Source organism: Nostoc cf. edaphicum LEGE 07299 (assembly GCF_015207245.1).
GTDB classification, from domain to species: domain Bacteria; phylum Cyanobacteriota; class Cyanobacteriia; order Cyanobacteriales; family Nostocaceae; genus Nostoc; species Nostoc edaphicum_B.
This window is the reverse complement of the sequence record NZ_JADEXF010000007.1, coordinates 1-14,396: the sequence shown is the minus strand read 5'-3', so window position 1 is coordinate 14,396 and position 14,396 is coordinate 1. Positions and strand designations below refer to the sequence as shown.

The following is a 14,396-nucleotide window of genomic DNA, read 5'->3' as shown; positions in this document are numbered from 1 at the left end:
TGTAATAACTGCTTCTCGTAGACACCCTAATGACCGCTTGTTGAAAAATAGGATGAGCTTCAAAACCAGGAAAATCCTCTTAATATATATCGGCGTTGATTGACATAGTGTGCTAGCGGTGGCAATTTAAACTAAATCGTGGAATTAATCACAAATAACAACGACTGTTCGTCTATTTCTGGAAATTCAACTTCCAGGGTATAAGTTGGGTTAAGTTGCTCGCAGCCTAACTCTACATTTAAGTATCCCGAAGTCGAAGATGTTGTCATTGCTAAAGTGCCACTTCCCCGCAGGGTCAAAGTTCCTTTAACAGGTAACTCAGCTTGAACAAGCAACTTCGTAAGTTTACCTAGAGACTGGTATTCTACTCTGATGTTCAAAGCACCAACACTGGTTAGCCATTGTCTTTCTACCACCGGACTGGTTGCTGAAACTGGTAGAGTCAGATTTTCCAGCAGTTGTTTAGCTGCTAGCAACGACAAAGCCATCTGTTGACGCGGTTGTAAATCTGAGTAATCGCTCTGAATAGCGGGCATTGTCTCCAAAGTACTTGCAGACCGATAGGTGCTTCTTAGCACCAATCCAGCTATATCATTTAGTGCTTGAGACTCATTGGGAAAAAAGTTCTCCACCACTTGAACTAATTTTGCCCCCAACGGTACTGAAGATGTCACTAAAGCCTGACATTGTTCTAGCAATTGCTGGAAAACTCTTTCCGGTAAGCGGGTTGGCAAGGTCAACTTTGACTGTTGTACCATCCATCCCCAGCTAGGAACGAGTGTCATTGACGGCTCATCAACAAAATCAGGATATTCGATTAATTGTGTTTCCCAGGGAAACAACGGTGGGTGGTCTTGAGCTTGGATTTGTAACCGATTCTTAAGGACAGATTGAAAACGATCTTGCACAGTAGGAATTTCTCCCAATTGAAAGGTCTGGGGCGTTCCTCCCAATTTTGGCTCACTGTTTTTTGAAGCAGTGGCTTCGTTGAGGAGGTTTTTTACCCCGTCATTTTCCTCACCTTCTACCGATTGCTCGTTATTTTTGACATCATCTGTCAATAACCAATCGAGACACCGGTGTTGTAAGGATTCTGAGTCACTATTCATGAGTAGATGCACCTGATCCGGAAACTAATGAGTTACGAATTTCCCAAGCTTGCTCAAGAATCTTAAACCATCGTTTTTGCAGTTGTGCCATTGACAGCCCTAAAGTTTTTGCTATTTTTTCATCAGCTTGTCCTTGTTGCTTCAACTCTAATAAAGACCGTTGCTTATTGTCCAGCTGTGCTGTATATACTTGCCATTGCTGGGGAGTTAAACCCAAATTGGTGTGCAAAGAAGCTTCCAGCCACTCGTGAACTAATTCCCAACGGTGCAACAGGGCAAACCGAATCAAATGATACTTAAAGCGCTGCTGCAAATAATCTCTCTGACGAGGGGTTAAACCTAAAACCGATTCAATTTCCTGTGCTGATAAATCTTGGAGGCGGAGAGAAAAATAATCAGCGCAGTCAGATTGTTGTCGTTGTTCGAGATAATTCATTAATTCCGTAACAACAACGGAGCGCAAGGTGTCTTCTTCGGGTTCGGGTTCGGCTTGCGTTGCCATTGTGGAGCGCAATTGGTGAATTGCTGGTTCTTCCCAAGAACCGTCACCTTCATTATTGCTACCTTCTGCGGCTTGTTCTATATCTACGCTGGTTTCTGGAGGCTGCTGTTGGGAAAAAGTTTGCGCCCGCAGGATAATTAGCTGTTGCTGACGGCCTGGTAAAGGAATGCGTCGCTTGCCGTAGCGCTCGGTAAATGCCATATACTCGGACAATTCCAAGAGCGTCTGAGGGCGATAAGTGGCACCGAGTTGATTTTCTCGGCGGAAAGCGTTCAACGCCTCTAGATAAAAACTCTGGAGGAAATCTTCAATTATTGTCAGCCGCCCTTGATAGCTCAATTGCTTCTGAGGAGGATTAATATATCGATAAATAATTGCACTCAAAGTACTGTGTAATTCGACCCTGCCCCGATTTGAACCCAACTGATAGTACCTGAGACACTGTTGCAGCCGATGCCGAGCCAGGGTCATCGCCGAGCTTTCTACAGATCCAGAAGCTTGGATACGTTTACTCTCATGACAAATCCGGTAGACTTCGGTGGTAATACGTCTTGCTACGTCGTGGCAATTCTGTTCCGAAGCTTTAGTTGACTGCTGAAACTCCTTGGACAGGAGTTGAAAGATCGCCTCCACGCCTGTAGAATTTTCTCCCAGAATAGTTGCAGATGGAATAGTTGCGGTTGCGGCTGAATTCATAGTCTTGGTTTTCAAAAGACCCTAACTTACTTAAATACAACCTGTACGACTGTGGGTATTGGCTGGTTTGGTTTTACGTATAAGCTAAACGCAGACCAATCCTATATTTAGGATATGGCTGATTTTATTATTCCCAATTCTGATGGGATTGTTCACACTTGATAGATGTTATTGCCATTACCCAAGAGTCGTATACAAGTCATTATGGATTTAGAAGCACAAATTCAATTGCTGATTGACAATGCACCCCGCGATGGTATAACACCACATCTTGTTGCAGCAATTGCTCCTGCCCTTAGAGCGATCGCTCAAAAATTACGCTACTCCCAGTACTACATTCTCCAAAATTCGGAGGCAAGCTGGGTTTTAACTACGTTGAGCAATCGTGCTAATCCAGGATTGGAAAAGCGTGTGATTTACGCTTTCCCTACCATACAGGATGTCTCTCTAATTTCCCCTGATGGGCTTGACCCTCAAATGCTAGCTAAAATTACTCCTGTCACCCATATTTTGTTCCAATTGGTGGCATTAGAACCCGTAGATAGTATCGTTTTTTTGGAGACGCCGGGTAAGACCACCCATACCGTCGAAGTTCGGCGAACTGAACTAGAAAAACTCATGCAGAAACAGTTACGACAACAGCGATCGCCTAAACAGATCCCCCCTGATATTGCATAGAAAAAATTTGGATGTGGAGTTTTTTAGATACAATCCCACATCCAAAATTTTAAATCTCAAATTCTTTTAAAAAAGTTTTCTAAATCAGTGAAAAAATAAATTTTTTCTTTCCGTTACACCATGCGACTAACTCAACTCTTGGTGAAACCTAGAATTGATTAAAAAACAGTTATCAGTGAACATTTTTTCGGTTTAAAGTTTTAGTTTGCTAGTGAAGCAGAGTTTTATACTTAAAAACTTTCACATCAAAAAATATCCGATTCTTGATCGTGAGTTGCCCAGTAACCAAAAGCGGGCAAGTTTTTAGAGTGAGCGCTCAGTCGAATACTATCCACCCTACAAGTAGTAGTAATTTATTTTTTGGAAATCCCAAAGAACTTCCAAAGAAAACCCCACTTTCTACCTGCTAAATAAGTGGATTGGATTAAACATAAAACTGCTTTAGTGTGTTAAAGCGTTAGCACAACACAACATTTTAGGTTTTAGGTACGTTACGGAAGCCACAACCAACCTACATCTAAATCCCCACTTTCTACCTGAGAACTCTGATAACTGATTTAATAGAGGCGACTCAGTGTGTACTCAGCGATGTTAATCAATGCCTGGTGGGATTCTGAGAATGGGAGAACTGCAAGATGTTCAATTGCCAACTTAGCATGGTGAGCAGCTAACTCTCGCGCCTGCTGTATACCTTGACTATCTTGAATCAATGCTAGTGCTTGCTCTAAATCTCCTTCTTGAGCAAACTCTCGTTCAATCAGCACTTCCAAAGATGGTTTTTCTGCCAAAGCAAATAAAACGGGTGCAGTTAGATTACCACTTTTGAGATCCGACCCCACTGGTTTACCCAAGGTATCTGTTGTACTGGTGAAATCTAAAATGTCATCAACAATTTGAAATGCTATACCAAAATGACGACCGTAGCTATATAGATGCTCAACAGTTTCTCGCGAAACTTCACTGAGTAACCCAGCAGCTTTAGAACTATTGGCAATTAATGAAGCTGTTTTGTAGTAACTCTTCTCAATGTAAGTTTCAATAGAGATACCAGCATCAAAACGATTTAGTCCCTGCTGAATCTCCCCAGTAGCCAGATCCATAATGACTTCTGAGAGGAGTTTCACTACCTCCAAATTGTCCAAGTTTGCTAAATACCAGGAGGATTGGGCAAAGAGAAAATCTCCTGCTAAGATGGCAATGCGGTTCCCGAACAAACTGTGAACGGTAGGAACGCCTCGCCGCACGTCTGATTCATCTACCACATCATCATGTACCAAGCTTGCTGTGTGAATCATTTCTGTAATCTCAGCAAGGCGGCGATGACGCGGTGTGATATCTTGTTCTAACATTGTTGCCCGCGATATTAGCAGGACAATTGCTGGTCTGATACGCTTTCCCCCAGCTCCGAATAAATGTTCGGCTGCTGCAAACAGAATGGGGTGGCGATTTCCAACTAGCTGTTTTAGGTTATCTGCTAGTAGTCGCAGGTCTGCTTCCACAGGGGTAAACAGGGAGGTGGCTGGGGTCATGGATGGGCGGACTCTGACTTAGGTTACGAAAGTTTACATATCCTATACTCATTTTAAGATAACCCTGTGCCAGCGCAAAGTTTTCATCAGGTAATCCCGTTTTTATGAGTCTATGGGTGATAATTAAGGTTGCCAAAATTTTTGTCAATAAGCAATTGTACTTAATTGGTGTTTCTCAAACTTTAAACTAACTTGAAACATTAATTCTCAGTACACGGGATAAATGCCAGATTAAATTGTGTTAAGTAGTTTCTCATCTCACCTTTCTTGCCACAGTTCCACAGATAATTTAAGCAATATTACTTATTGACAAAAAGGAAGCAATTTAAATTTGTCGCCAAGAGGTAAGGCTAAATTTATCCAGATTGAGGTGTAGCTCTTCAAAAATTTGAAATTTAGCAGCCGAATAAGCTCAAAATCCAGGGTCGTTGTGTTACGCTAACATATAGGAATTTTAAATTTTGTAAGATATTCGCACCCCGAAAGTTAAGTCAGCGACTAGTTGATTTTACTGGCTTGGTGTTGTGATTCTAAAATAAGTATTCGTCGGTTAGATTAAGGGAATAAATTCTTTAATTTTTCCTACGATAGGCAAAACTCCTGGTTTGGAGCTGTGTGATATCCCTATGGGAAGGCGCTACACGTACTCCGCGCACGTAGAGCGCAAGCATTGCTCTTTTCACAGCAGTTTGAGCAAAAATAAAGCAGATCGAGTAGACCGCTGAGAATCGTAGTTTTAGATTGCTAAACGGCAAGCTAACTGCTGTGGGATCTATGGTTTGCAAGAAGTCGCATTAGGTCATAAATTCTTTGTCCGTAGAGGATTTTATCTCTATAGGTAATTTTACCATAGGAAACTACAGTCATCAAGAATGCACTTGCTTGGCTGAGGTTCTACTAATTGTATGAAATTTTATATTCGTTTAGAAGGGTGCTAGTAGAACAATGATTTACGGAAGTATACCTATGATGATTTTTATTTTAGCCTCTGGATATTTGTTCACAGTCTACCTGTTATTAGCACTGGCGAAGCGAACGGGTACAAAGACTGTTCCTACAAGTTTCCCTTCATCTACCGAAGGAAAACACAAGCAGGAGATATCAGTTAATAGTCAATAGTCAATAGTCATTTGTCCTTTGTCCTTTGTTTCGATAAATGACTAAGGACTAAAGACTAAGGACTAATTAGTTTTATTGGAGTTGGGAAATAGCGATATCGGTGAAAGAAACCTCTTCAACCATTGGGGTATAGCCTAGCCACTGCACTCCTGATTGGGAAAACTGTTGCGGACAACCGCTGACGGCGAAGCGAGTTGGTAATGGTAAATGAGTATTTCTTAAGCCTAGTAAGTCTAGTTCTTGCGCACAAGCTGCCACAACATGAACAGCTGGATCGACCAACTGAACTTGAGAGGGGAGGAGCGATCGCAGTACTGGTGTAAGGTGGGGATAATGAGTACAGCCGTGAACTAGGGTGTCAATTTCCTGCTCTAATAAAGGCTCTAGGTAGGCTCGTGCGACTTCAGCAGTGTAAGGATCGTGAATGCGGTTTTGCTCAATCAGTGGCACAAACTCTGGACATCCAACTTGCCAGACTTGGACATCGGGAGCAATTTCGAGAATAGCGTGCTTATAAGCATTACTTTTAGCTGTAGCTGGAGTGGCAATTACACCAATCCGCTTTCCTTGCTGCACCGCAGCTTTTGCACCTGGTAGGATTACTCCCAAAATAGGTATGCTGAATTCTTGACGCACGGTTTCTAGGGCTAAGGCAGAACTGGTGTTGCAAGCCATAATTACCATTTTTACCTGCTGCTGTTGTAGCCAGGTAATAATTTCACGTGTAAATCGTAAAATTTCTGCTTGTGAACGAATTCCGTAAGGAAGTCTAGCTGTATCCCCAAAGTAAACAATTGATTCATTGGGGAGTTGTCGATATACTTGTCGCAGTACTGTTAGCCCACCCACACCACTATCAAAGATGCCAATTGGGGCACGTTGGGGTTCTCGCTCGGAAAAATCGTCAAGATTCCCTTCAAAAATGGAAGATGAATACACAGGCAGATATATATTTAGGTTTTGGGATTTAAAATACAGAATTTAGCAGACAATCTCCAATTTGACCACTAAATTCTGCGCCTCAAAGAAGTTTAAATACCACCTCTTTAACTAGTAATTTGTACTATATTACCTCTGCTGTAAGTATTTTAGAATGCCACGAGCGATCGCTTCTGCCATCCGATTTTGATATTCTGGTGTTCCCAATCTGGGATTATCCTCGTAACCACTCATATAGCCTGTTTCTACCAAAATCGAAGGCATGGAGCTTTTCCTAAGAACATAGAATCTGGCTTTGCGAGTTCCCCGGTCTTTAATAGTGCCGATGTCTTGGAGAATGCTTTTACGAACTACTTCAGCCAGACCATAACCGCTCTCGTAATAATAAACTTCTAAGCCATTGACATCAGGGCGATTCTCAATGGAATTAGCGTGAATGCTGACAAACAAAGTCGCGTTAACTCGCTTGGCAATATCTACCCGTCCCTGAAGTTCTACGAAAAAGTCGGCATCTCGTGTTAGTACCGCTTGCACACCGTTTTGCTCTAAAATTGCTCCTACCCTTTTCCCAATAGGCAGAATTACATCCTTTTCTAGAAGTCCCCCCAAACCAGGGGCACCTGAGTCTTTTCCACCATGTCCTGGGTCAATAACTACTAGCAATTTCCCTCTGGGAGCTGAGGGGCGTGGTCGTGGCTGGGAGATTGGACGGGGATTATCTATGGAATTTGGTAATTGTCCTTGGTCTGGTAATGGCAGAGGAGGTAAAGCAATGGGCGGTGTGATGCTGCTACTAGAGCGTCGTAATTCTAAAGCTAAAAGCTGGTCGCCAACTTGGTTGAGTTCCCCAATTTGTACTCCAGCTGCTGGTTGAACCAAGACGGTGACAGTGTTGGATTCTTGTGGTTGCAGGCGTACCCGCAAAATCGGGCTATTAGGATTGAAAGTCGGGCCTGTGACTTTGGGAGCTAACTTAGCATTGTTGATAGTGATACGGAACAGACCAGAGGTTCTATCCCAGCCTCCTGTAGCAGATAAAGTTTGGTCGGCTCGAATCAGCAATTGTGTACCATTATTAGCCAGTTGCACAGACTGAATGTTAGCAGGTGTGTTACTTGGTGCTATGGGACGTGGATTGTTACTTCCAGGCAGCTGGGCAACTCCACGACTGGGTAGAACCACGAAACCACCAACACTGCTAGTAGTTGCTCGCCAATTTTGACTATTTTCATCTACTTGTAAAGTCAGGCGAACAACAGATGGGTTGGTTTGCAGTTGGGTGAACTGGATACGGCTAACACCATAACGATTAATCGACAAATCTCGCTGCTCTAAACTTGGTGATAGAGTCGCGCCAGCAATGTCGATGTTAATTGCCTTCTGATCGTTGCTGCGATTTACCTGAATTTGAGGATTACCACCATTGGTGCGGATAAAAAAACCATCACCAGTGACTTGTAAGTTCTCAATTTGAGTCACTTTGGCGACAACCATTCTGTTGTTCAGTGGTCTGGTGTTCAGCGGATTTACAGAGCCGCTTGTTACCACATTGTAAATATTTCTTGGGGGGAATGTTTGTGTAGATGTTCTGGGTGAAGTATCAGTGGCTATAGCCTGTTCTGGTTGCCCCTCAGTGTTTCTTGCAGGTACATTGTCCGCTTCTGGCGTAGGTAATTGCACTGTCCAGCGATCGCCAGTTGTACCCACAAATTGCACTCGTTTGGGGTCTAAACTATAACCAGGAGTGAGTTCAACCACTATCCGCGTTGTTTGTTCGTCAAACTGCCCAACACGAATAGAACGAATTGCACCGCCCACTTGTTGGGTTAGCTGCGGGCGGCCAAATGTGGTTCCTGGTAAATCAATTACTAGTCGAGTCGGGTTAAAAATTAATTGTGCTTGGGGTTGAACATCCCCTTGAGTATTAATTTCTAGCTTGTTTTGATTGGCATCAAAGCGCCAAGATTCAAGTCTCGCGGCCATTGCTGGCGACGATAGCATGAAGATAGTTCCAATAGTGCTGGGTAGTAACCAATGTAATTTCACAGTCCTTTCTCCTAATTCACATTCATGGGAGCCGTCAATATCTCAACTCATTGGTAAATCATCATCACACCATCACCACCTAAACTTGACCTCTGAATCCCTTGTTTGATTTTTAAGCCAGTATTTAAACACACTTAAATCATTGATCGGGTTTCAAATTAAGTTTAAATCCCCATGCGAAACCTTCCACCTTTACAGATGGAGAACTCTGACTCCCAATAAAGCTAGAAAACTGATAATTGATAGCTGTTTACTGATAAGTGTTTGTTCTTTGCTGCCATCGATGCACTGAGTAAATAATTCCCATTACTGTCAAACGATCTAGCAAGATTTATGGGTGTTACTCCCCAATTATCTGGAAAATATTCAGATAAAGGCTCACAAGCCGAGGGAGACTAAAAATTAAGTAACATTCTGAATGCTGGTAGAAATTATAAACAAATGATTATTCTACAATCACACGGGACGGAGATTTGAGGATAGAAGTTTCCACTGCACAATTGGAGCAGAGGAGGAGGGGAGCAGGGGAGCAGAGGAACAGGAGAGCAGAGGAGAAGTAGCAGTAAGTCTTTCCCCTCTGCCCCTCTGCCCCTTTGCACCTCTGCCTCTTCCTATGCCCAATGCCCAATGCCCCATTCCCCATTCCCAATAATTAACGATCGCCAGAATCTGGAGTTACTCCCAAATTGCTGCTGTCATTTGATGCTGGCACCCTCGACTGAGGTGGTTCAATTACCAACGAAGTCCCAGAGGAACCGTCTAAAATTAGTTGCTCTGAGCTTCCGTCCACGGTTTTTGGATCTGGAAACACAAATCGTAACAATGGAGGAGCTAAAAAGGTTGTCAAGATAACCATCATGATAATTGCTGCTCCTAATGGTTTCGAGAGAGCGCCACTGGCAGCGCCGACACCAGCAAACACTAACCCAACCTCGCCTCTCGGAATCATCCCCACACCGATCGCTAAACGGTTGATTTCCGGTTGACCAAACACGCTTAAGCCTGTGATAACTTTACCGAGAATGGCTACTATGATCAGGAAAGTTGCCATAATTAGACCTTCCCGATTATCGGGAATTGCTGGGTTTAACACTCCCAAATCGGTTTTTGCGCCAACAGTCACAAAGAAAATTGGCACTAACATATCAGCAATGGGACAGACTTGCCTTTGCAGTTCTTTACGCTTATCTGTCTCTTCTAAAACTAAACCCGCCGCAAAAGCTCCCAGAATTGCTTCTAAGTGGATGACGGCAGCAAGGTATGCCATCGCAAAGGCGAAAATGAATGCTGGGATTACTAGTCCACCGCGTGTCTTGAGTTGATCGGCGATCGCTACAAAGGACTTATTGAAAACATTGCCTAGTAGGATTGCTCCCAAAATAAAACCAGTGGCGCTGATAATCAAATAAATGACTTTGCTGACATCTACCACGCCGTCTTTAGCTAAACTGGCAACTACCGCTAAAACGATGATGCCTAGTACGTCATCAATTACAGCAGCACCCAAAATAATCTGCCCTTCTTTAGAATTGAGTCGCCCCAGTTCTGACAGCACTTTGGATGTAATACCAATACTAGTAGCAGTCAAAGCCGCCCCTGCAAAAATTGCGGGTACAGCCCCAATCCCAAACAAAGTCATCAGTCCCACAGTACCAGCTGCAAAGGGTACTACTACCCCCACTATTGCTACGACGGTGGCTTGAATACCAACTGCCATTAAATCTTTTAAATTCGACTCCAAGCCGATTTCAAACAGCAGAATGATCACGCCCAATTCTGCCAGAACGGAAATGACCTCGGACTGGGCTGCAAACACTGCTGGAGTGGCTTCAGGCGTTAAACCAGCAGTAGTTTGAAGGAAGAACATAATCAAAGAGTTAGAACTGTCTGTGCCGCCTTCTGGAAATACCAAAAGGTGGAAAACAGAGATGCCAACTACTACACCGCCAACGAGTTCACCTAAAACAGGCGGCAAACCCACTTGGTTTGATAACTCTCCACCAACTTTGCTGGCGAGATAAACGACTACTAAGCTTAGTAGTACTGCTTCGACTACCATTGAACTGTCTGCGGCTTCTGTTGCGCTGGCCAGCAGAGGAAAAGAGAAGTTGATTGTATCTAACAAATGCATTAGGTTCTCTGAAAATCCTTCTCTTTGATTCTGACGCGTTTCTGAAAAACATCCTATGGTGAAGCAGTCCGAATTCAAAATGAATACAGCGTCAACGTTTAAAATACGCTGTGCAGCATTGATGTAATTTTTTTAGTTTCAAAAAATGTAACCATTTCAGCTTTTGACGATCGCAGTGTCAAAGTAAGAACATACAAATCGTATCTAGCGATCGCACTTGAGTTGTGAAAAACTGATGGTGGCTGTTGGCTCTCAACGACCACCAGAAGATTGCTACATACCTTTATTCAAAACATCTGTGGATACTGTGAGGAGTGCAAATATGATGACTAGAGCCGCCTTACCCGGTTCTCAATTTCCATCGGGAAACCTGTGGAAAATACTGCCTTTAGCAATGCTTGTATGTGCAACTTTTGTACTACCTGCATTCGCACAAGAAAAAGATAAATTGTGGCGAACCCTTAGTGTCAGTGGTCGTGGAGTGGAAACAATTCCAACAACTCTGGCACAAGTAAGTTTAGGAGTGGAGATTCAGGGGAAAACAGCCCAAGAGGTACAGCAAGAAGCCGCTCAGAGGTCATCTGCGGTGGTTGCGTTTCTCAAGAGCAAAAATGTTGAAAAATTACAAACTACCGGTATCCGTCTCAATCCGGTTTACAGCTACACCAATAATGTGCAGCGGATTACAGGCTATGCTGCCACTAACACTGTGAGTTTTAGTATTCCTGTTGAGCAAGCTGGGACATTATTGGATGATGCAGTCAAAGCCGGTGCAACACAAATTAACGGCATTAGTTTTGTTGCGAATGATGAAGCGATCGCAGCGGCTCAAAAGCAAGCATTAAAAGAAGCTACTCAAGATGCACGACAGCAAGCTGATGCCGTTTTTAGTGCCTTGGGTTTTAAATCCAAAGAAATAGTTAGCATTCAAGTTAATAATGCCAGTGCGCCTCCACCACCACCAATGTTTTTACGGGCTGAGGCTGCGAAATCCGCTGATGCTTCCACCCCTATTGTTGGTGGCGAACAGCAAGTAGAAGCATCGGTGACGCTGCAAATTAGTTATTAGTCATTTGTCATTAGTCCTTTGTCATTTGTAAAGGCAAAGGACTAATAATCAATGTCCAATGCCCAATTAAAAATGTTCTGAAGACATATCTCCTGTACCACCTTCTGCATCTCGCTTAGAGCCTAATAAATCCAGCTGATCTACTTGGATCACTGGGGATGAGCGGTTTGCCCCTGTTTGGCGATCGCTCCATGTGTCAAACTTTAAGGAACCTTTGACAGCAATTTGTCTGCCTTTACGTACATAATTACCTGCCACCTCCGCCGTTTTTCCCCATAGTTCCAAATTAAACCAGTCGGTATGTTCACCTTCTTTTGTGCGACGATTAACAGCTAGTGTCAATCTACACTTCACACTACCAGACTCAAAATACTTAATCTCTGGGTCGCCGCCTACACGACCAATGAGGGTGACAACATTAATACTCATCGCGTTACCTTTCAGTACAAACGTACTTAGCAATTTCGACTTTCATCATAGCGAATTGTGAAAGACTTGAAAATAATGTGTTAAACAGTTAACAATATAATTGACTTGAAAATTTATACACACTATTTGGAGAAACACATAAAAATATACGGATATACTAATCTAACCAGAGAATATCAAAAAGTACGGGGCTTGAGACATACTAAATATTCCTGGGAATCATATAAAAATATAGTCTAACTGACTCAACTCAGGATAAGAACTTTATCAAATCCGGCACAATTAACTATTACCGTTGTAGTCAAAAAGTATCGCACATAGGGGGCTTACAGACGCGTGGGTATTTTTAGGAACTTTCGCACTTCATGGGATATGGGTATCGACCTCGGTACCGCGAACACCCTGGTTTATGTATCTGGTAAAGGTATTGTACTACAAGAACCTTCTGTAGTTGCTATCGATGTCAACGAAAAGGTTGCACTAGCAGTAGGAGAAGAAGCCAAAAAAATGCTCGGTCGCACACCGGGAAATGTGATTGCTCTCCGTCCTTTGCGGGATGGTGTAATCGCTGACTTTGATATCGCCGAGCTGATGCTGAAAAGCTTTATTCAGCGTGTAAATGAAGGTAAATCTCTAATCCTACCCCGAATTGTCATTGGTATTCCCAGTGGCGTTACAGGAGTAGAAAGACGAGCTGTGATGGATGCGGCTCACCAAGCAGGAGCCAGAAAAGTCTATTTAATCGATGAGCCTGTAGCTGCGGCTATTGGTGCAGGACTCCCTGTTGCTGAAGCTACAGGCAACATGATCATCGATATTGGTGGTGGCACAACAGAAGTTGCAGTGCTGAGTCTTCAAGGTACGGTAATCAGCGAATCAGTACGCATTGCTGGAGATGAACTGACTGATGCGATCGTTCAGTATATTAAGAAAGTTCATAACTTAGTCATTGGTGAACGTACTGCCGAGGAAATTAAGATTCGGCTTGGTTCTGCCTATCCGACTAATGATGATAATGACGCAATGATGGAAGTCCGAGGCTTACACCTGCTTTCGGGTCTACCGCGAACTGTAACCATCAAAGCCCCAGAAATCCGTGAAAGCATGTTGGAACCGCTATCAGTAATTATCGAGGCTGTGAAGCGGACACTAGAACGCACACCGCCAGAACTGGCAGCAGATATTATTGACAGAGGTATTATGTTAGCTGGTGGCGGTGCTTTGCTCAAAGGCATAGATACCCTCATTAGCCATGAAACAGGGATTATTACCCACATTGCTGCCGATCCTTTGAGCTGTGTTGTGCTGGGAACAGGTCGTGTGTTAGAAAACTTTAAACAGTTGGAACGAGTTGTTACCGAAAGCTCTCGCAATATGTAGCAAAAAAAATATCAGAATTGAGTTCTATTTGAGTTCTATTTGGGTTCTATATAAATAGAATCCAAGTAGAACTTAATTTATATAAGTATATAGAGGTATATATGGTGACAATACGGCGTTGGTGGGATCGTAAAGGGTTGCAAATTGGGTTGTTAGCTTTAGCACTTGGTAGTGCTTGGATATTGCGACAGACTCAAGGTGAACTAGTGCTTGAGACATACCAAGCAATTACTCGTCCATTAGAGATGTTGCAGTCAGGGCCAACTCCAGAAGAACGTCTCAGAGATGCCCGGATGATGGAATTGCAAACCCGTATAGTAGATTTGGAAAGTCAAAAGACAAAGTTACAAGATTTATTAGGCTATGTGGAAAAAGAGCCGTTGGCATCACGACCAATTCCAGCACGGGTGGTAGGACGTAGTGCTGACCAATGGTGGCAACAAGTTACGCTGAATCGCGGTGCGAATGCGGGGATTCAGGAAGGCTTCGTAGTCAAGGCAGAAGGCGGATTGGTGGGTCTGGTGGAGAGTGTAACTCCTAATACTAGCCGCGTGTTGTTAATCAGCGATCTCAAAAGTCAAGTGGGTGTATCGATTAGCCGCACAGCAGCTAAAGGCGTTTTGCGAGGAGATTCTTCTGCTGAAGCTGTATTGGAGTTTTATGAAAAAGTTCCAAATGTGAAAGTAGGAGATTTAGTTTCCACATCTACTTATAGTCAGAAATTTCCCTCTGGTTTGGCAGTAGGACGAATTAAGTCGCTGGATTTAAA

The 14,396-nt window shown here is 43.3% G+C and carries 11 protein-coding genes; 4 read left to right on the top strand and 7 right to left on the bottom strand.

The features are described from left to right. Window positions 1-131: 131 nt before the first annotated feature. Entirely contained in the window at window positions 132-1,109 is a 978-nt protein-coding gene (locus tag IQ229_RS00485; protein ID WP_194040312.1) for a PatU, read from the bottom strand. Beyond that, window positions 1,102-2,307, bottom strand: coding sequence for a heterocyst differentiation protein HetZ (hetZ, locus tag IQ229_RS00480; RefSeq protein ID WP_094352496.1), 1,206 nt, complete (start codon window positions 2,305-2,307; stop codon window positions 1,102-1,104). Before hetZ ends, IQ229_RS00485 begins: the two co-directional genes overlap by 8 nt. Before the next feature lie 204 nt (window positions 2,308-2,511). Between hetZ and IQ229_RS00475 the strand changes: the two genes are divergently transcribed. After that, a complete protein-coding gene (locus IQ229_RS00475; protein ID WP_194040310.1) occupies window positions 2,512-2,985 on the top strand; it encodes a hypothetical protein in 474 nt (157 codons plus the stop codon). 557 nt (window positions 2,986-3,542) lie between these two features. Here IQ229_RS00475 and sds read toward each other — a convergent pair. The 4 genes from sds to IQ229_RS00455 all read right to left on the bottom strand — a co-directional run bounded on the left by sds (window position 3,543) and on the right by IQ229_RS00455 (window position 10,749). Then, a complete protein-coding gene (gene sds, locus IQ229_RS00470; protein WP_194040308.1) occupies window positions 3,543-4,514 on the bottom strand; it encodes a solanesyl diphosphate synthase in 972 nt (323 codons plus the stop codon). A 1,191-nt stretch (window positions 4,515-5,705) separates the two neighbouring features. Next, the gene (gene murI, locus IQ229_RS00465; protein ID WP_194040306.1) at window positions 5,706-6,572 is read right to left on the bottom strand and encodes a glutamate racemase; all 867 of its coding nucleotides are present in this window, start codon (window positions 6,570-6,572) and stop codon (window positions 5,706-5,708) included. Window positions 6,573-6,701: 129 nt separating this feature from the next. Further along, the gene (locus IQ229_RS00460) at window positions 6,702-8,618 is read right to left on the bottom strand and encodes an N-acetylmuramoyl-L-alanine amidase (RefSeq protein WP_194040304.1); all 1,917 of its coding nucleotides are present in this window, start codon (window positions 8,616-8,618) and stop codon (window positions 6,702-6,704) included. A 652-nt stretch (window positions 8,619-9,270) separates the two neighbouring features. Beyond that, on the bottom strand, window positions 9,271-10,749 hold the full coding sequence (locus tag IQ229_RS00455; protein WP_194040302.1) for a cation:proton antiporter: 1,479 nt from the start codon (window positions 10,747-10,749) through the stop codon (window positions 9,271-9,273). 325 nt (window positions 10,750-11,074) lie between these two features. Here IQ229_RS00455 and IQ229_RS00450 point away from each other — a divergent pair, with 325 nt between their 5' ends. Then, entirely contained in the window at window positions 11,075-11,818 is a 744-nt protein-coding gene (locus IQ229_RS00450; protein WP_194040316.1) for an SIMPL domain-containing protein, read from the top strand. A gap of 66 nt (window positions 11,819-11,884) precedes the next feature. On the opposite strand, the gene IQ229_RS00445 is transcribed toward IQ229_RS00450, so the two are convergent. Further along, window positions 11,885-12,247, bottom strand: a complete 363-nt coding sequence (locus tag IQ229_RS00445; protein WP_194040300.1) for a single-stranded DNA-binding protein — start codon at window positions 12,245-12,247, stop codon at window positions 11,885-11,887. 372 nt (window positions 12,248-12,619) lie between these two features. Between IQ229_RS00445 and IQ229_RS00440 the strand changes: the two genes are divergently transcribed. Further along, window positions 12,620-13,627, top strand: coding sequence for a rod shape-determining protein (locus IQ229_RS00440; RefSeq protein WP_194040314.1), 1,008 nt, complete (start codon window positions 12,620-12,622; stop codon window positions 13,625-13,627). Between the two features lie 101 nt (window positions 13,628-13,728). Next, the coding region (gene mreC, locus IQ229_RS00435) for a rod shape-determining protein MreC (protein WP_194040298.1) at window positions 13,729-14,396 on the top strand (668 nt) is incomplete at its 3' end.